General features: G+C 62.9%; 18 protein-coding genes and 1 pseudogene. 13 read left to right on the forward strand and 6 right to left on the reverse strand.

Annotated elements, in window-relative coordinates:
* The first annotated feature begins 161 nt into the window (after positions 1 to 161).
* From ACS5Q0_RS07240 to ACS5Q0_RS07250, 3 genes and pseudogenes are all read left to right on the forward strand, one after another.
* A pseudogene (locus ACS5Q0_RS07240) lies at positions 162 to 961 on the forward strand (IS5 family transposase).
* Positions 962 to 1,393: 432 nt separating this feature from the next.
* Positions 1,394 to 1,528 carry a hypothetical protein gene (locus ACS5Q0_RS07245; RefSeq protein WP_473125944.1) on the forward strand — a complete coding sequence of 45 codons (135 nt, stop codon included), beginning with the start codon at positions 1,394 to 1,396 and terminating at the stop codon, positions 1,526 to 1,528.
* 690 nt (positions 1,529 to 2,218) lie between these two features.
* Positions 2,219 to 2,920: a L,D-transpeptidase family protein gene (locus ACS5Q0_RS07250; RefSeq protein ID WP_473125945.1), complete on the forward strand. Its 702-nt coding sequence runs from the start codon at positions 2,219 to 2,221 to the stop codon at positions 2,918 to 2,920.
* Between the two features lie 106 nt (positions 2,921 to 3,026).
* Here the strand turns inward: ACS5Q0_RS07250 and ACS5Q0_RS07255 are convergent, their stop codons facing one another.
* Entirely contained in the window at positions 3,027 to 3,266 is a 240-nt protein-coding gene (locus tag ACS5Q0_RS07255) for a hypothetical protein (RefSeq protein ID WP_473125946.1), read from the reverse strand.
* Positions 3,267 to 3,744: 478 nt separating this feature from the next.
* Here ACS5Q0_RS07255 and ACS5Q0_RS07260 point away from each other — a divergent pair, with 478 nt between their 5' ends.
* The 6 genes from ACS5Q0_RS07260 to ACS5Q0_RS07285 all read left to right on the forward strand — a co-directional run bounded on the left by ACS5Q0_RS07260 (position 3,745) and on the right by ACS5Q0_RS07285 (position 11,091).
* Entirely contained in the window at positions 3,745 to 6,288 is a 2,544-nt protein-coding gene (locus tag ACS5Q0_RS07260; RefSeq protein WP_473125947.1) for an arylsulfatase, read from the forward strand.
* A 367-nt stretch (positions 6,289 to 6,655) separates the two neighbouring features.
* Positions 6,656 to 7,462 (forward strand): cytochrome c oxidase subunit II, encoded by an 807-nt coding sequence (coxB, locus tag ACS5Q0_RS07265; RefSeq protein ID WP_473125948.1) that lies wholly within the window; start codon positions 6,656 to 6,658, stop codon positions 7,460 to 7,462.
* A 59-nt stretch (positions 7,463 to 7,521) separates the two neighbouring features.
* The gene (gene ctaD, locus ACS5Q0_RS07270; RefSeq protein WP_473125949.1) at positions 7,522 to 9,300 is read left to right on the forward strand and encodes a cytochrome c oxidase subunit I; all 1,779 of its coding nucleotides are present in this window, start codon (positions 7,522 to 7,524) and stop codon (positions 9,298 to 9,300) included.
* The gene (locus ACS5Q0_RS07275) at positions 9,293 to 9,994 is read left to right on the forward strand and encodes a cytochrome c oxidase subunit 3 (RefSeq protein ID WP_473125950.1); all 702 of its coding nucleotides are present in this window, start codon (positions 9,293 to 9,295) and stop codon (positions 9,992 to 9,994) included. The genes ctaD and ACS5Q0_RS07275 overlap by 8 nt, the downstream gene beginning before the upstream one ends.
* Positions 9,995 to 10,010: 16 nt before the next feature.
* Positions 10,011 to 10,733 carry a heme-copper oxidase subunit III family protein gene (locus ACS5Q0_RS07280; protein ID WP_473125951.1) on the forward strand — a complete coding sequence of 241 codons (723 nt, stop codon included), beginning with the start codon at positions 10,011 to 10,013 and terminating at the stop codon, positions 10,731 to 10,733.
* A gap of 10 nt (positions 10,734 to 10,743) precedes the next feature.
* The gene (locus ACS5Q0_RS07285) at positions 10,744 to 11,091 is read left to right on the forward strand and encodes a cytochrome C oxidase subunit IV family protein (protein ID WP_473125952.1); all 348 of its coding nucleotides are present in this window, start codon (positions 10,744 to 10,746) and stop codon (positions 11,089 to 11,091) included.
* A 26-nt stretch (positions 11,092 to 11,117) separates the two neighbouring features.
* Here the strand turns inward: ACS5Q0_RS07285 and ACS5Q0_RS07290 are convergent, their stop codons facing one another.
* On the reverse strand, positions 11,118 to 11,972 hold the full coding sequence (locus tag ACS5Q0_RS07290) for a DUF2189 domain-containing protein (RefSeq protein WP_473125953.1): 855 nt from the start codon (positions 11,970 to 11,972) through the stop codon (positions 11,118 to 11,120).
* 224 nt (positions 11,973 to 12,196) lie between these two features.
* Between ACS5Q0_RS07290 and ACS5Q0_RS07295 the strand changes: the two genes are divergently transcribed.
* Positions 12,197 to 12,442: a hypothetical protein gene (locus tag ACS5Q0_RS07295; RefSeq protein ID WP_473125954.1), complete on the forward strand. Its 246-nt coding sequence runs from the start codon at positions 12,197 to 12,199 to the stop codon at positions 12,440 to 12,442.
* 260 nt (positions 12,443 to 12,702) lie between these two features.
* Positions 12,703 to 13,182 carry a hypothetical protein gene (locus ACS5Q0_RS07300; protein WP_473125955.1) on the forward strand — a complete coding sequence of 160 codons (480 nt, stop codon included), beginning with the start codon at positions 12,703 to 12,705 and terminating at the stop codon, positions 13,180 to 13,182.
* A 17-nt stretch (positions 13,183 to 13,199) separates the two neighbouring features.
* Here the strand turns inward: ACS5Q0_RS07300 and ACS5Q0_RS07305 are convergent, their stop codons facing one another.
* The 4 genes from ACS5Q0_RS07305 to ACS5Q0_RS07320 are packed head-to-tail and all read right to left on the reverse strand — an operon-like array spanning position 13,200 to position 15,876.
* Positions 13,200 to 13,799 carry a nucleotidyltransferase family protein gene (locus ACS5Q0_RS07305; protein WP_473125956.1) on the reverse strand — a complete coding sequence of 200 codons (600 nt, stop codon included), beginning with the start codon at positions 13,797 to 13,799 and terminating at the stop codon, positions 13,200 to 13,202.
* Complete coding sequence (locus ACS5Q0_RS07310; protein WP_473125957.1) at positions 13,796 to 14,815, reverse strand: molybdopterin-binding protein; 1,020 nt, start codon at positions 14,813 to 14,815, stop codon at positions 13,796 to 13,798. The genes ACS5Q0_RS07305 and ACS5Q0_RS07310 overlap by 4 nt, the downstream gene beginning before the upstream one ends.
* On the reverse strand, positions 14,812 to 15,504 hold the full coding sequence (locus ACS5Q0_RS07315; protein WP_473125958.1) for an XdhC family protein: 693 nt from the start codon (positions 15,502 to 15,504) through the stop codon (positions 14,812 to 14,814). The genes ACS5Q0_RS07310 and ACS5Q0_RS07315 overlap by 4 nt, the downstream gene beginning before the upstream one ends.
* A gap of 48 nt (positions 15,505 to 15,552) precedes the next feature.
* Positions 15,553 to 15,876 (reverse strand): XdhC family protein, encoded by a 324-nt coding sequence (locus ACS5Q0_RS07320; RefSeq protein WP_473125959.1) that lies wholly within the window; start codon positions 15,874 to 15,876, stop codon positions 15,553 to 15,555.
* A gap of 190 nt (positions 15,877 to 16,066) precedes the next feature.
* Between ACS5Q0_RS07320 and ACS5Q0_RS07325 the strand changes: the two genes are divergently transcribed.
* Entirely contained in the window at positions 16,067 to 16,513 is a 447-nt protein-coding gene (locus tag ACS5Q0_RS07325) for an iron-sulfur cluster assembly scaffold protein (RefSeq protein ID WP_473125960.1), read from the forward strand.
* 107 nt (positions 16,514 to 16,620) lie between these two features.
* Positions 16,621 to 17,082: an SRPBCC family protein gene (locus ACS5Q0_RS07330; RefSeq protein ID WP_473125961.1), complete on the forward strand. Its 462-nt coding sequence runs from the start codon at positions 16,621 to 16,623 to the stop codon at positions 17,080 to 17,082.
* Positions 17,083 to 17,206 lie beyond the last annotated feature (124 nt).

The raw sequence follows: 17,206 nt of genomic DNA on the forward strand, positions 1-17,206 counted from the left end.
CGAACCTTTGATGCACTCTGGCGAGCGCTCGGCGACATCTGCGATCTCTTCGAGCCACAAGAGTGTTGGAACTACCTCAAGGCAGCCGGATATGCGTCCGTGTAATCGTCCGGTGCTCTAGAGGGTGTCTGGAAAATCGGGTGGTGCCCACCTGAAGGGGCATGACAGCCCTTGGCTACGACACCGACCTGAGTGATGCGGAGTGGGCGATCCTGGCGCCCCTTCTTACCCCCACAACCCGCCGCGGGCGGCCTCGCAAGCATGATCTGCGGCGGGTGCTGAATGCGATCCTCTACATCCTGCGCGGCGGCGATCCATGGCGCCCGCTGCCACACGAGTTCCCACCCTGGCAGAGCGTGTACGATCACTTTCGGCGGTGGCGCCAGCGTGGCACGTGGCGGTCCATCAACGATGTCTTGCGCGCATGAGCCCGGGTGCTGGCTGGCCGCAGCCCGCAACCGCACGCACCAGCGAGGCCGGTGGGGTGCGGGGTTATGATGGTGGCAAGCGGACCTCCGGCCGCAAGCGCCATCTGGTGGTCGACACGCAAGGGCTGATCCTGCACGTCTTGGTGCATCCCGCTGACGTGCATGACCGACGGGCGGCGGAAGCGGTGCTGGCCGATCTGAGAGGCCGCTACCCGGAGGTGGAATGCCTGTTTGCCGACATGGGCTATCAGGGTCTGGCCTCCTGGCTGGCAACGGAGCTCGGATGGACGCTGCTGATCGTGAAGCGGCCGCGGCGCTGGGCATGGGTTCCGGCCGATCAGCCCGCGCCCGAGATGCCAGCCGGTTTTTCTATTCTGCCCCAGCGCTGGATTGTGGAGCGCACCTTCGGGTGGCTCATGCGCAACCGGCGATTAGCCAAGGATTGGGAACGCCTCTCGGCCACCACCGAGACGTGGATCTACCTCGCGATGAGCCGGCTTAGGACCAAAAGATTAGCCCATGCAGCAGCTTAATTTCCAGACACCCTTTAGAGCGGTTTGGGGTCGAACGAAATCGGAAGATCTGACTCCATGTGGCCAAGGGCGTGAGCACAGAGGCTCCCTATGACCACACCATTGTCTCAGGAGCTGCTGCGTTCCCTGGTGGACGCCAAATCCGGCATCACGCTGGCCGAGACCGGGCCGAGCTGCGCACCCGCGGGATCGTGGTGCAGGCACTCTCGATCATTCATCACCTGATGCTCAAGCGCATGGACCTGACGCACAAAAAAATGACGCCTAGGGCGGCCGAGCGGGACCGGCCGGCTGTATAATAGCTCAGGAGCGCCACCGCTTTCGGGTGTCGCAGCGCTTCATGGACGCCAGCCACTTTGTGTTCCTCGACGAGACCGGCACCGCCACCAACATGAGACCCGGCGCTACGGGAGGGCGCCGCGCGGGCAGCGGGTGGTCGACGCTGTGCCGCACGGGCACCGGCTCACCACCACCTTCGTAGCGCGTCTGCGCGAGATCGGGATCATCGCTCCGCCCGTGGTGGACGGCACCATGAGAGGCGCGATCTTCCGGGCCTATGTCGGGTAAGTGCTGGCACCAGCCTTTTCGAAAGGCCATGTGGTCGTGCTCGCCAAGCTGGCCACTCACAATTTGGCAGGTGTTGAGGAGAAGATCCGAGCGGTCGGGGCCAGTTTGCTGTACCTGCCGCCGTATAGTCCCATCTCACCCCAATTGAGTGGCTCTTCTCCAAGTTTAAGGCACTTCTGCGCAAAGCGGGTGCACACATCAAGGGGATACTCTGGGCAACCACCTGAGAACTGCTCAATGCATTCTCATCCGAGGAGCGCCGGAACACCTCAGGAACTGCGGATATGAGGCCGTTTAAGTCGAATCTGCGCTAGTTTCGATCATATCTTGTGGAAGGGCTTGAGGTGAACGACAACGTATGCATTCAAACATGATTGCGACCAGAAGAGCCCTGAATATACAGGGATATGCTAAATCGGACTAAACTTGTGTGAACGCGGTGGAATGGTAGTTATATAGACACCCCACCGCATGCCCCTTAACATCCTGCAAATGAAAGCGATTTCGCTTCAGTATTCGAGTGGCCCACATTCTCAGGCCTCATTCTCATCGCGTTTGCTCTGGCACGGTGCGGCGCGCAGCGAAGGCCCGAGCTTGCCAATCGGTCCGTGTGACGGCAATCTCAGCTCAGCAAGACGGTCAGCGGGTGTAGGCCGGCGCATCTTCTCGTCCGGCACTGGGACAAAAATCATGATCATGAACGGTGGAAATGCCGATGCTGGAGAGGCAACTTTGCTCGGGCGTCGGACGGAGTTTCTCACCCGCCGGTCGTTTCTGGTCGGCTCGGCCGCCGGTGTCGGCGCGCTGGGGCTGGCTGGGTGCGTGACATCCGACGGCATGAGCTTCGCTGAGGCAACGAAGGTCTACGGGCCGGTGCCCGATGAGAAATTCCCGATCCCGGCGGCCGATATCAGCAAGGTTGATCCGAAATATTATCGCCGGACAGTTCGCTACGATACCAAGGAGGCACCTGGTACGATTATCGTCGACCCCGGCAATTACTATGTCTACCGCATCGAAGACGACGGATACGCGACCCGCTATGGCGCCAATGTCGGCCGCGACGGGTTCCGGTGGAGCGGTGACGCTTATGTCGGGCGCAAGGCCGAATGGGCAACCTGGACCCCGCCCAAGGAAATGATCAAGCGCCAGCCCGAGGCGGCCAAATATGCCGGCGGCATGCCGGGCGGCCTCGACAATCCGCTCGGCGCCCGTACGCTTTATCTCTATCAGAACGGCGCTTATACGCTCTATACGATCTACGCCAGCCTCGATGCCGAATCGATTGGTACAGGCATCACAAGCGGCTGCGTCGGCCTTCTCACTCAGGACATGATGCACCTCTATTCACGAACGCCGGTCAAGACGAAGGTGGTCGTGCTGCCGGCATAGCAACGGCGCCAGCACGGCCCACCGGGTCCGCACAATGCAGCTGACCGGCCCTGGGGTTTTCTTTGATCTCACAGGGCCACACAGGACCCGAATGAGGAGTCTGCTGTCAGCGCTTCAGACGCCTCACATTCGCCCGAACACGCTTGCGATAATCCTTGACGACCTTGTGGGCCGAACCGCCTGTCGCCACCGTTGCGGTCGCCTCAGCAAAGGCAGCCATCTTCTCCGTCACCATCAGCATGGACTCGGCAGGCGTGCCCTGGCCGCGGGCGATCTGGGTCAGTCGGGTCCAGATGACGATCTGAGACTCCAGAGCCAGCCTGTTCGTCTCAATGGCCAGTTTCATCCATGAAAACAGCATCCGTGCCCCGCTCCTGTTATGGCGGCAAATCATACCGCTTCGCGCCCGTGCTCAGGCCTGTTGACCAGTTTCTCGTAACACCCTTCACCCCAAAGATTCACAACTACTGGTGCGTGTATTTGCCTCATGACGTGATGAGAACACAATAGAAACATCCTCAACACGAACGCGAACGGGCACGAAGTCATGCATGCCGGACAACACGGCAGGCTCGCCGAGTTACAGCTTCGAATTGCCCGGTATGAAAGCAGCCTCAACGTCCGTTGGATCGGCGACCCTTCGGGATTAGGAGAGCCGCGCCTGTCCATTCCGGTCAAGGCAATGTCCGGTTCGATCAAGCACGCTTCAGCCGGCCAATCTTCATTGCATCCTTGAGAAGGCGTGCTCCCCTGAAACGAGGAATGCTTCCCCTCGCCCTGCTCGCCGGGATTTGACCTGCTGCCTTTCACGAAGGATCGCGGACATGAAAAAAGCCTCGTCAGTCATCCTGTCCCTCGCTACCGCCAGTTTCCTGGCGATCTCCGCGGCCCAGGCCCAGCAGACAACCGGCACGCCCGGCGCGCCGGACGCGACCACCACCATCGACGGACGCCAGCTTCCCGCGCCGGACCCGCAGTTCGGCGGCGTGATCAAGAATGATGCCTTGCAGTCCAAACCCTGGTGGGCGCCGCGCGTCGTGCCGCCGAAGGGCGCGCCCAATGTCCTGCTCATCATCACCGACGATGCCGGCTTCGGCGTGCCCAGCACCTTCGGCGGTGTCATCCCGACACCAGCAATGGACCGGGTCGCCAATGCGGGCCTGCGCTACAACCGCGTGTTCTCCACGGCCCTGTGCTCACCCACCCGGGCTGCGCTCATCACCGGTCGCAATCACCACTCGGCGGGCTTCGGGGTGATCTCCGAGCAATCCACGGGCTTTCCCGGCTACAACAGCATAATCGGCAAGGACAAGGCAACCATCGGCCGGATCCTGCAGGACAATGGCTACGCCACCTCCTGGTTCGGCAAGGACCACAACACGCCGGCCTTTGCAGCCAGTCAGGCGGGGCCGTTCGACCAGTGGCCGACGGGCATGGGCTTCGAGTACTTCTACGGTTTCGTCGGCGGCGATGCCAACCAGTGGCAGCCGAACCTCTTCCGCAACACGACGCAGATCTACCCGTTCGAGGGCAAGCCGGCCGGAAGCTGGAACCTGGTCACTGCCATGGCCGACGACGCGATCGGCTACATCAACCGGATGCATCAGATCCAGCCGGACAAGCCGCTCCTCGTCAAGTATGCGCCCGGCGCCACCCATGCGCCGCATCACCCGACGGCGGAATGGATCAAGACGATCAGCGACATGCATCTCTTCGACGAGGGCTGGAACAAGCTGCGCGAGCGCATCTTCGAGAGCCAGAAGCGGCTCGGCGTGATCCCGCAGGATGCCAAGCTGGCGCCCTGGCCCAAGGACATCCTGAAGGAATGGGACACGCTCTCGGACCAGGAGAAGAAGCTGTTCATCCGCCAGGTCGAGGTCTTCGCGGCCTACGCAGCCTACAGCGACCATGAAATCGGACGCGTGATCCAGGCCTTCGACGACATCGACCAACTCGACAACACGCTGGTCATTTATATCAACGGCGACAATGGAACCAGCGCCGAGGGTGGACCGAGAGGGACGCCGAACGAGGTGGCTTTCTTCAACGGCCTGAACGAATTACCCGTCGATGTCCAAATGAAGTTCTACGATGTCTGGGGCACCGAGCAGACCTACAACCACATGTCGGCCGGCTGGTCATGGGCCTTCGATACGCCGTTCCAGTGGTTCAAGCAGAATGCATCGCAGCTCGGCGGCATCAACCAGAACATGGCTGTCTCCTGGCCGGCGCGCATCAAGGACAAAGGAGCCTTACGCGAACAATTCGTGCATGTGATCGACGTCGTGCCGACGATTCTTGAGGCCGCCGGGATCGCGGCGCCGGAAGTCGTCGACGGGATCAAGCAGGCGCCGATCGAGGGCACGAGCTTCACTTACACCTTCGAAGCCGCGAACGCCAAGGCGCCGTCACGGCACACGACGCAGTACTTCGAGATGTTCGGTCAGTGGGCGCTCTATCACGACGGCTGGCTTCTGAGCACCAAGGTCAACCGGGCTCCCTGGGAAGCCTTCGGCCCGGCCAATCCCGATCCGCTGAACAACCAGGTGCTCCAGTTGTACGACCTGGGCAAAGACTTCAACCAGACCACCGACGTGGCGGGACAGAATCCGCAGAAGGTCGAAGAGCTGAAACAGATGTTCATCGCGGAGGCGAAGAAGTACCAGGTGTTCCCGATGGATGCTTCTGTCGCCGCGCGCATCGTCGCGCCGCGCCCGAACATCACCGCGGGGCGCTCCGAGTTCGTCTACACCCAGCCGATGACGGGCCTGCCGCAGGGCGACTCGCCGGTGCTGCTGAATACCTCCTACACGATTACGGCCGACATCGAAGTGCCGCCGGAGGGCGCGGAAGGCATGATCCTGACCTCCGGCGGGCGCTTCGCCGGGTACGGCTTCTACCTGCTCAAAGGCAAGCCGGTGTTCCTGTGGAACCTGGTCGATCTGAAGCGGGTGAAGTGGGAGGGGCCTGACGCTCTCGCGCCCGGCAAGCACACGCTGGAATTTGATTTCCGGTACGACGGCCTGGGCGCCGGCACCCTTGCGTTCGACAGCATGAGCGGCGTTGGCCGCTCCGGAACCGGCACGCTCAGGGTGGACGGCAAGGAGGTGCAGATGATCACGCTGCCGCAGACCCTGCCGATGATCCTGCAATGGGACGAGGCCTTCGACATCGGCTCGGATACGCTCACCGGCGTGAACGATGCCGATTACACGCCGCCGTTCCCGCTGACGGCCAAGCTGGACAAGCTGACGATCAAAGTGGACCGGCCCAGGCTGTCGCCTGAGGACATCAAGAAGCTGGAAAACGCTGAAGCCACCGCGGTGGATGGCACGCCGCTGACGCGGGTCCAGGCCGGGCCTCAATAGCCCGGCACGGCATTCTCGCAATGCGCCTGCCACGGACGCAGACCGGACCAATGGTTCCGGTCTGTGCCTCCTCAGCCGCTCGCAATCCCCACTGCCCTCCAGGCAGGTGCGCGCGTGGGCCGCCTTTCCCCAGGCGTGGCCGATCATTGACCAAGGCAGGCGTTAGGTATAGTTTTTCGGGAGAACTTAACAGGAAGCCTCCACCGCTTGAGAAGCGGGAAGGTTGCTTGGGAGAGCGCAGTGTTGTGCGCGTTCTCCTTCGTGTCGTCCAAGGCAGTTCCGGCTTTGAATAAGCAAATTGCTTTGACGGAGTACGTATCGCCTTCTGTTTCATACCGACAGCCTCTACGGGTAAGGATGAACGGGGATGGCTGTAGCGCTCGTACTGGTTCTGATCGCCGTCGGCTCGGTGGCTTTCCATCTCTTGAGCCCCTGGTGGTGGACGCCCATCGCGTCGAACTGGGCGTATATCGACTCCACGATCATCATCACCTTCTGGATCGCCGGCGCGGTCTTCGTCGCCGTCGTCCTCTTCATGGCCTATTGCGTCTGGCGCTTTCGCCACCAGCCCGGGCGGCAGGCGCATTATGAGCCGGAGAGCAAACAGCTGGAGCTGTGGCTGACCGTCGTCACCGCCATCGGCGTCGCGGCCATGCTGACGCCGGGCCTGTTCGTCTGGAGGCAGTTCATCACGGTTCCGCAGGACGCGACCAATGTCGAAGTTCTCGGCCAGCAATGGCAGTGGAGCTTCAGGCTGCCGGGTCCCGATGGCAAGCTCGGCATATCCGACGCGCGCCTCATCAGTCCCGACAACCCGCTCGGGATCAGCCGCGATGATCCGGCGGGACAGGACGATGTCGTGATCGAGGGCGGCGAACTGCATCTGCCCGTCGGCAAGCCGGTCAAGGCGCTCCTGCGCTCCGTCGACGTCATTCATGATTTCTATGTGCCCGAGATGCGGGCGAAGATGGACCTCGTGCCGGGCCAGGTGTCCTATATCTGGTTCACGCCGACGCGGACCGGAACCTTCGAGATTCTGTGTGCGGAACTCTGTGGCGTGGGGCATCCTCAGATGCGTGGAACCGTCGTGGTCCAGGAACAGAGCGATTACCAGGCATGGCTGCAGGAGCAGGCATCGCGCGACTTCGCGCGGCTCGCCCCCGCAGCCCAATGAACAAGGCGCCGGTGACCGGCGCATAGGGGGCTGAGGAAACGGCCAGGGAGTGTGTCCTGATGGTTGATGTCCCGCTAGGTTCCATCGGAGCGGTCCCCGCGCCCGATCTCGAAGATGTCGAACTCTACCACCCCCATAGCTGGGTGACGAAATACGTCTTCAGCCAGGACGCGAAGGTCATCGCCATCCAATATTCGTTCACTGCCCTCTCGGTCGGCCTGATCGCTCTCGTGCTGTCGTGGCTGATGCGCCTTCAGCTCGGATTTCCGGGCGTCTTTTCCTTCATCGATTCCAACGCCTATTACCAGTTCATCACCATGCACGGGATGATGATGGTGGTCTATGTGCTGACAGCGCTCTTTCTCGGCGGCTTCGGCAACTACCTGATCCCGCTCATGGTCGGCGCGCGCGACATGGTCTTTCCCTATGTCAACATGCTGAGCTTCTGGGTCTATCTCCTGGCCGTGCTGATCCTGATCGCGAGCTTCTTCGCGCCGGGCGGCCCGACGGGAGCCGGCTGGACCCTGTATCCTCCGCAGGCGATCCTGTCGGGAACTCCCGGAGGGCAGGACTGGGGCATCATTCTGATGCTGGTTTCGCTGATGGTCTTCATCATCGGCTTCACGATGGGCGGCCTGAACTACGTGGTGACGGTGCTGCAGGGTCGGGCGCGGGGCATGACCCTGATGCGCATGCCGTTGACCGTCTGGGGCATCTTTACCGCGAGCTTCATGGCGCTGCTGGCGTTTCCGGCCCTGTTCGTCGGCGCCGTGATGATGCTGTTCGACAGGGCGCTCGGCACGAGCTTCTTCATGCCGACGATGGTCGAGATGGGCCAGCCTCTGGACCGCAGCGGCGGGAGTCCCCTGCTCTTCCAGCATCTTTTCTGGTTCTTCGGGCACCCCGAAGTCTACATCGTCGCCCTGCCCGCTTTCGGCATCGTCTCGGACCTGATCAGCACCCACGCGCGGCGCAACATCTTCGGCTACCGCATGATGGTCTGGGCGCTGCTCGCCATCGGCGCGCTCAGCTTCGTCGTCTGGGCGCACCACATGTACGTGAGCGGCATGAACCCGTATTTCGGCTTCTTCTTCGCCACGACGACGCTCATCATCGCCATCCCGACCGCGATCAAGGTTTATAACTGGATCCTGACCCTCTGGCGCGGGAACATCCACCTCACCGTGCCGATGCTGTTCGCGCTCGCCTTCATCGTCACCTTTCTGAACGGAGGTCTGACGGGGCTTTTCCTCGGCAATGTGGTGGTGGACGTTCCGCTCTCCGACACGATGTTCGTGGTGGCGCATTTTCACATGGTGATGGGCGTCGCCCCGATCCTCGTGATTTTCGGCGCAATCTATCACTGGTACCCGAAAGTGACCGGCCGGATGATGAACGACGCGCTCGGAAAGATCCATTTCTGGGTCACCTTCCTCGGCGCCTACGCGATCTTCTTTCCCATGCACTATCTCGGCCTCATGGGGGTTCCGCGCCGCTATTACGAGATCGGGGAGATGAGCTTCGTCCCGCCCTCCGCTCACACGCTCAACGCCTTCATCACCATCGCGGCGCTGATCGTCGGCGCGACCCAGCTGCTCTTCGTCTTCAACCTGTTCTGGAGCCTGCGGCATGGGCGTCCGGCCGGAGGCAATCCCTGGCAGGCGACCACTCTGGAATGGCAGACCCCTGAGACGCCTCCTCCGCACGGCAATTGGGGCAAGACGCCGCCGGTAGTCTACCGCTGGGCCTACGATTACAGCGTTCCGGGCGCGGCGGAGGATTTCATCCCGCAGAACCAGCCCAACGCTCAGGTCCCGTCGGGAGCCGCGCATGGCTAGCATCCTCTTTTTCCTGACGGCGCTTTTCACGATCGGAACATGGTGGCTCCTGCGCCAAGGCGTGATGTCGAAGCCGTGGCTGGAACAGGGCGTTCTGGAAGCCCCGTCGCCGGTTCCGTCGCCGCCATCGACCGCGAAAGTGGGGCTCGGCGTCTTCCTGGCGGTCGTCGGCTCGCTCTTCGCGCTCTTCATCAGCGCCTATGCGATGCGGATGCAGTTGCCGGACTGGCGCGACGTTCCTCTCCCCAATGTGCTTTGGCTGAACACGGGAATGCTCGCGCTCAGCAGCATCGCGCTTCAGGGAGCGCGCAACGCGGCCCGCGATGGTGACGAGGACAGGCTCAAGATCGGCCTTCTCGCGGCGGGCGTCACGACCCTCGCTTTCGTCTCGGGGCAGCTTCTGGCCTGGCGTCAGCTGACGGCGGACGGATATTTTCTGACCTCCAATTCGGCCAATGCCTTCTTCTATGTGCTGACCGGGCTCCATGGGCTGCACGTCCTCGGCGGCCTGGTGGCTCTGGGGGGCACCGTTTCGAAGGCATGGCGCGGCGCGCCCATCGAGCGTCTGCGGCTCAGCGTGGATCTGTGCGCCACCTATTGGCACTTCCTGCTCGTGGTCTGGCTTATCCTCTTGAGCATCCTGGCGGGCTGGGCCGGAACCGTCATCGCCATCTGCCGGCAGGTGCTGACCTGAAGAGGGATCTCCCATCATGACCGAGCAAGCCTTTTCAGAACTTCAGGCCGACCGCGACGACAATTCCGGCTTGCGCAGCATCGCCGTCGATTTCGCCTCCGACAGGCAGGCCTTCAGGAATGTGCCCTGGGGCAAGGCGATGATGTGGATCTTTCTGCTCAGCGACACCTTCGTCTTCAGCAGCTTCCTGATCGCCTACATGACGGCGAGGATGTCGACGACCGTGCCGTGGCCGAATCCGAGCGAGGTCTTCGCCCTGACCATCGGCGGCACGTCTCTGCCGCTGCTCCTGATCGCCATCATGACCTTCGTCCTGATCAGCAGCAGCGGAACCATGGCGATGGCGGTGAACTTCGGCTATCGCCGCGACCGCAAGAAAACCGCCGCCCTGATGCTGGTGACGGCTCTTCTCGGCGCCACCTTCGTCAGCATGCAGGCCTTCGAGTGGACCAAGCTGATCCACGAGGGCGTGCGCCCCTGGACCAATCCCTGGGGAGCCGCCCAGTTCGGATCGTCCTTCTTCATGATCACGGGCTTCCACGGCACCCATGTGACCTTCGGCGTGATCTTCCTCCTCACCATTGCCAGAAAAGTCTGGCGCGGCGATTTCGACGAGCGGCGGCGCGGCTTTTTCACCAGCCGCAAAGGTAGTTACGAGGCCGTCGAGATCATGGGCCTCTACTGGCACTTCGTCGATCTGGTCTGGGTTTTCATCTTCGCCTTCTTCTATCTTTGGTGAGAGGCCATCCATGGCACAGGCAACGGCAGTCACATCCACTCACGCTCAAGGGCAGCAGCATCCCATCAAGCTCTACCTCGTCGTCTGGGCCTGGCTGTTCATCCTGAGCACCGGTTCGTATCTGGTCGATTACTTCCAGCTCGAGGGAGGGCTGCGATACTCTCTCATTCTCCTGTTCATGGTGCTGAAGGCAGGGCTCATCGTCGCCGTGTTCATGCACATGGCCTGGGAACGCCTGGCGCTCGTCTATGCCATCCTGGTGCCGATGAGCGCGCTCCTGGTCTTCGTGGCCATCATGGTGCTCGAGTCGGATCACACGCTTCTGTCGCGGCTCACATTCTTTGCATCCGCTCACTGATCGCAGGACCGCAAGGCCCCGCCCCGTCAGGTCCCGTCGAAGGAGCGCAGGACGGACTTGTCCGCCGGATGGATGTCCTCGGCGCGGGGCGGCTCCACCACGCGTCTGTAAAGATGCCAGGTTGCGTGTCCGAGCACCGGCATCACGACGGCAAGCCCCACGAACAGGGGAATGGAGCCGACGAGCAGCGCCGCCGCGATGATCAAGCCCCAGAGCGCCATCGTGAGAGGGTTCTCGGCGACTGCCTTGATGGAGGTGTAGACTGCCACTGCCACGCCGACGTCCCGGTCGAGCAGAAGCGGAAAGGAAATGACGCTGATGCTCAGCACCACGAGGGCGAAGACGAATCCCAGGAGGTTGCCCCAAACGATCAGCCTCATCCCTTCCGGGGTCGTGAGAACCCGATGGACGAACTGCTCATAGGAGGTGGGAGCGGCGTACCCGAACAGGGACTCGTACAGTACCCGCGCAGTGGTCAACCACGTGAGAAAGATCACCAGCAGGATGATGCCCATCCCGATGATCGATGGAATGGCGGGGGAGTTCAGGACTGAGAACGCATCCCGCCAGGACGTGGGCAGACCCAGCTCCCGCCGCCGGCTGATCTCGTAAAGACCAGTGCCCGCGAACGGTCCCACGAGAGCAAAGCCCGTAGCCAGCGGGTAGAGCAGCGGCAGAGCGTTCGAAGTGAAGGTGAGAGCGGCGAGGCACACGCCGAAAATCGGATAGATCAGCCCCAGAAACACGAGATGGGACGGCATGGCCCAGAAGTCGTCGAAGCCCCTCGACAAGGCCTCCTTCAGGTCTGCGGGAGAGATCTTTCGGATGATAGGATGAGCCGGGGTCGCGCTTGCGCCGGCGACGATATGAAATTGGGCCATGGCCGCACCTCCAGAGCTGAACCTTCGCAGCCCAGATCGCGGTCATGGTGCATCGTCTCAAAAGGTCACGCCCAACCGCGACCTGTCGCACCATCATAGTCTCAAACGGAGCGGCTGTCGTCGAGGAAATGCCTGACCCGCCAAGCTGTCGTGCGCACGGCTTTGTCCCCATATCCCAGGTTTCATGGTATGGTGGCTCGTCCTGCACCCAGGGAGAAGGCTTCATGGATTCCGGGATTCTCCTCATCTGGATCGGCGCCTTGCTCATCATCGCCGGCATCGTCTACGGAGCGGCTCAGGCTCTCTGGGGAGGACGGCTGAGCGATGCGAGGCTTGGCGGGGCGACGAAGGCGCAGGCGAGTCTCGAACCGCGGCAGAGCACGCGGGCGTTCAGCTTCAGAACGCATTGGCCAGCCTTCGCCCTGGTCCTCGTCGGGGCCATTCTCATCCTGACGAAAACGGCGTTCTAAGCCGAGGGCTCTCTTGCAAGAGTTGCTTCCTGCGGGTTGGACTTGTTTTCACGGAAGCCTTCCCGTCCCGAGGCCCGCGGCGCGCAGGCCGATAGTCAATCCGCTCCCCGGATGATACATTCGCAAGGTGACATTCCCGCTCGGCCGAGCCCCTGACGCTCCAGCCCTCGCGCCGTGTTCCCGAGGGCGCGACGACCGGCAGATCCGGCTCAGCTCTTGGCAAGTCAGTTCGACATCGCGCAGCCTTGCAGGAGACCCGAATGACAAAGACCGTCAGTGCCCTCTTCCACAGTGAGCCGCATGCAGCGGCCGCGGCAAGCCGTCTGGAGCAGGCAGGCATCTCCCGAGACGCCATCTCGATCTGGTCGACCCCGCACAATCTCGCTTCGTTCCTGGAGGATGAGGGCTTCTCGCGAGCCGATGCATATGCCTATGCCGAGGGCGTGCTTCGCGGCGGATCCATGGTGATCGCGGAATGCGATGAAGGCGCAGTCGATCAGGCCGTCAGGATCCTGGATCAGGAGGGTGTGCTGGACCTCGATGAGCAGCAGGCCTCCTGGCGCTCCGAGGGGTGGCAGGAAGAACGGGCTGCGAGCGCCGTGGAAGAAGCCGCCTCCGCCGGATCTCCGAACACCCCTTGGACCGAAACCGAAACATCTGCCGGAGGCCAGTTCGAAGAGATCATTCACGGCCGCGTTCGAATTCACATCACCAAGGTGGAGCGCCCGGCGCGGAAATAGTGCTGATGCCGTGCCGTTCAGAGGAGGTGCTTGTCGAATTCCTCTCGCGTGTCGATATCCTGCACCACCGCGGGATCATTGGCAGGCCATTCCAGCACATCGGGCCTTGCGCGCAGGATCGGGCCTGCCCCGACATCTCCTGAAAGCCCTTCGACCATGTCCTGAAGCGCACGCGAGATCACGACCGGGTTCCCGCGCTGGCCGTTCCATGTCGGAACCAGAGCCGACGGCTCTCCGCTTTCCCGCCATCCGGCCACGAGAGCATTAATGAGATCGGCCGTCACGAACGGCATGTCCCCGAGGAGGACGACGGCAGCGCGCGCCGATGGCGGAAGCGCGGAGAACCCGGCCTTGAGGGAGGTCGAGAGCCCTTGGGCGAACAGGGCGTTGTGAACGATGCGAACGGGGAGCCCGAGCAGCGCCGATTGGACCTCCTGGGCACGGTGCCCCGTCACCACGATCACCGGATCGGTTGCGGAATTGACGGCGGCCTCGGCCGCATGGCGAACCAGGGCCTTGCCATTGACCTGGGCCAGCAGCTTCGGCTCTTCGCCGAAGCGCGTGCCGCGCCCGGCCGCCAGAAGGATGGCGGCCACATCTCTCGCTTTCCGGCTCATTCCTCTCCCTCGCTTTCGCCGCCTTCGCGCGGCTGGGGTCGGGAAACGATCTCCATGAGAAGCCCACCGACGCCCAGGGACATGATGTCAGCCCGCGTCACGGGCACGTCCGCAAGAAGGCGCTGCAGAATCCAGTCGAATCCGTTCTCCTTCGGCGACCGTGCGCAACCCGGGGCTCCGATCACGGGCTTTCCGGCGATGGAGCCGATGAGCAGCAGGTTTCCCGGATCGACGGGCATGCCGAAATGGTCCACCCGTCCCCCGGCCCTCTCGATGGCGGAGGGAATGACATCTCGGCGGTCGGCGATGGCCGATGCGCCGAAGACGACGATGAGCTGCGCGTTGCCTTGGGCCTGGGTGGCCAGTTCCTCGGCCAAGGAAGCCGCCTCGTGCGGAACCCGACGATCGGCCACGATCCTTGCATCGGCGGGCTCCAGCCGCTCCGAGAGCGCCGCAAGGGTCTTGTCGACCACGCTCGGCTTGAGGCCGGGAAGAAGGGTCGATACGACCCCGACCGAGCGGCGCATATAAGGCGCGATGCGCAGGGCGCCCTCGCCTGCCCTTGCGATCCCCTCCCGCAGCAGAGTTTCCGGAATGGCATAGGGGATGATCTTGACGGTGCCGATCATCTCCCCCGGAACGACCGGCTTGTAGACCGGCAGGGTGGCGGCGGTCATGGCCTCGTCGACGGCGTTGAGGCCGTTGATCGCCTCGGCATCGATGAGGAGAATGCCCGACACCTCGGCGTAGAGGTTGGAGCGCCCCGTGAAAGGGGCTTCGACCACGACGTTGTCTCCCGCAAGAGCGCGGGCGAGCCGTAAGGCTGCTTCGTTCTCGGCAATGTCTCCCGGCTCGAACCGCGCCGCGATGATCGTCTCGACGCCGGCCTGCTTCAATTGCAAGACGATGTCGGGCGAAATGACTGTTCCTTTTTTCACGAACGTTCCATTCGCCCGCACGCTGTGGGCTGCGAGCGCCCCGATGGCTTCATGAACGGGAACAGGGCCGAACTTCACGCCGGTCGCCTCCGCTCCTTGCGCAGGGTGGCAACGATCTCCGCCAGGATCGAGACTGCGATCTCAGCCGGCGAAACGGCCCCGATATCGAGCCCGATCGGCGCATGGATGCGGGCGAGATCCGTCTCGGTGAAACCGGACGCCGTCAGGCGCTGAACGCGGCGTTCGTGAGTTTTGCGCGAGCCGAGCGCGCCGATGTAGAAGCATTCGGACCGCAGAGCCGCAGTGAGCGCGGGATCGTCGATCTTCGGGTCGTGGGTGAGCGCCACGACGGCCGTATATCGGTCGAGGCCCGTCTCCGGCAGGACGGCGTCGGGCCATTCGGCACGAACCGGCACATCCGGAAAACGCTCGGGAGTCGCGAAGGCCGTGCGCGGGTCGATGATGGTGACGTCGAAATCGACGCCCTTGGCCATGGGCGCCAGCGCTTGGCTGATATGGACGGCGCCGATCACGACTATTCTCACCGGTGGGGCCTGGACGGTCAGGAAGAACTGTCGGCCGCTCTGCTCGACTATGGCACTCTTGCCTTCGCGAAGCCGCTCCCGCAGCTCCTGCGCGAGCGGATCGCCTGCGATCTCCGCCTCATGGACGAGGCGCTGCTCGCCCGAAGCGACATCGGTCACGAGGACGGCGGCGCGTCTGGCCGCGCGCTCCGCGTTGAGATCGGACAGAAGACTCAGCCGCATGCGGTTTCCTCACCTCCTGCGGGGAGCGACGAAGGCCGGTCGGACATCCTAATCCACCCGTTCCACATAGACCCGGATCCGCCCACCGCAGGACAGTCCGACCTGCCAAGCGGTCTCGTCGGCGACACCGAACTCGAGCATGCGCGGCTTTCCGTCCGCGATGACGTCCAGCGCCTCAGTGATGACCGCGCCCTCCACGCATCCACCGGACACGGATCCCAGGAAATTCGTATCGCCGTCGATCACCAGATGGCTGCCGACGGGACGCGGCGCCGAGCCCCAGGTCTCGACGACGGTCGCGATGGCGACGCCCCTGCCCTCGCGCTTCCAGGCTTCCGCGGTCTTGAGGATATCCGTATCGGTCGAGAGCATGAAGATTTCCCGGCGAAAGGAGCATGTTCGAGCAAGGCTCCGAGAGCGATACTGCCACCATGGCCGCCCGGACCGCAACCGCTATGCGACACGCGTGCCGGTCGGTGACAGACCGAAGCATTGACAGGCAGCCGGATGCGGCGTCTGATCGGTCCCGGAGGCGCACGACCGTCGGATGGCTCCGGGCAGGATGCTGAACGATATCTACAGCCGAAGGATCTTGGAGCTTGCGGCCGATATTCCGCTTCTCGGCACGCTGCCGGACGCGGATGCCAGCGCCAAGGCCCATTCGAAATTGTGCGGATCGACCGTCACCGTGCATCTGAAACTCGACGGAGACGTCGTCAGCGCCTTCGCTCACGAAGTCAAAGCCTGTGCCCTCGGTCAGGCGTCCTCATCGATCATAGGGCGCCACGTGATCGGCTCGACGGTCGAGGAGCTCCAGGCCGTCCGGGAGGAGATGCGCGGGATGCTGAAGACCGGCGGACCGCCGCCCTCCGGCAAATGGGCGGAGCTGGCCCTGCTGGAGCCGGCGCGGGATCTGAAAGCCCGTCACGCTTCCATCCTCCTCACCTTCGATGCCGTGGTCGAGGCGCTGGCGAAGGCGAAGGCCACGGGTGAACCCCATAAAGTCTGAGCGCTTCCTCCATTGAGAGTGCATTGCAGCAAATTTTGGCAGGTGACGCGCCGCTGAACTTGCCCGTACTCTGGCGTCAAAACCAATTGACAGGAGGAGGAGACGGCATGGCGATGACGATGCAAGGGGAAGTGATGCTTCCCGCCGATCGCGCGACGGTGTGGGCGGCCCTCAACGACCCGGAGGTTCTGAAGGCCTCGATTCCCGGCTGCCAGGAACTGGAGAAGATCAGCGATACGGAGTTCCAGGCGACGGCCAAGGTCTCGGTAGGGCCCGTGAAGGCGACGTTCAAAGGCGGCGTCACGCTCTCCGACCTCGACCCGCCCAACGGCTATACCATCGGTGGCGAGGGACAGGGCGGCGTCGCCGGCTGGGCCAAGGGCGGCGCGAAGGTACGTCTGGAGGATGTCGAGGGAGGCACGAAGCTGGTCTACGACGTAGAGGCCCATGTGGGCGGCAAGATCGCTCAGCTCGGGGGACGTCTGATCAACGGCGTCGCCAAGAAATACGCCGACGAGTTCTTCGGCAACTTCGCCAAAATCCTGTCGCCGACCGAGTCCGCTGCATAGGCGGGGAACGGGCGCCGTTCGGCACGATATTCCACGACTTGACCACTCAACGAGCGAGGTTCACACTCACGGCCGATGGATCGCATCCGTGCGATCGTCCAACAAGAAAACCTGTCGGTACCTG

It is taken from the genome of Microvirga sp. HS2, assembly GCF_055792805.1.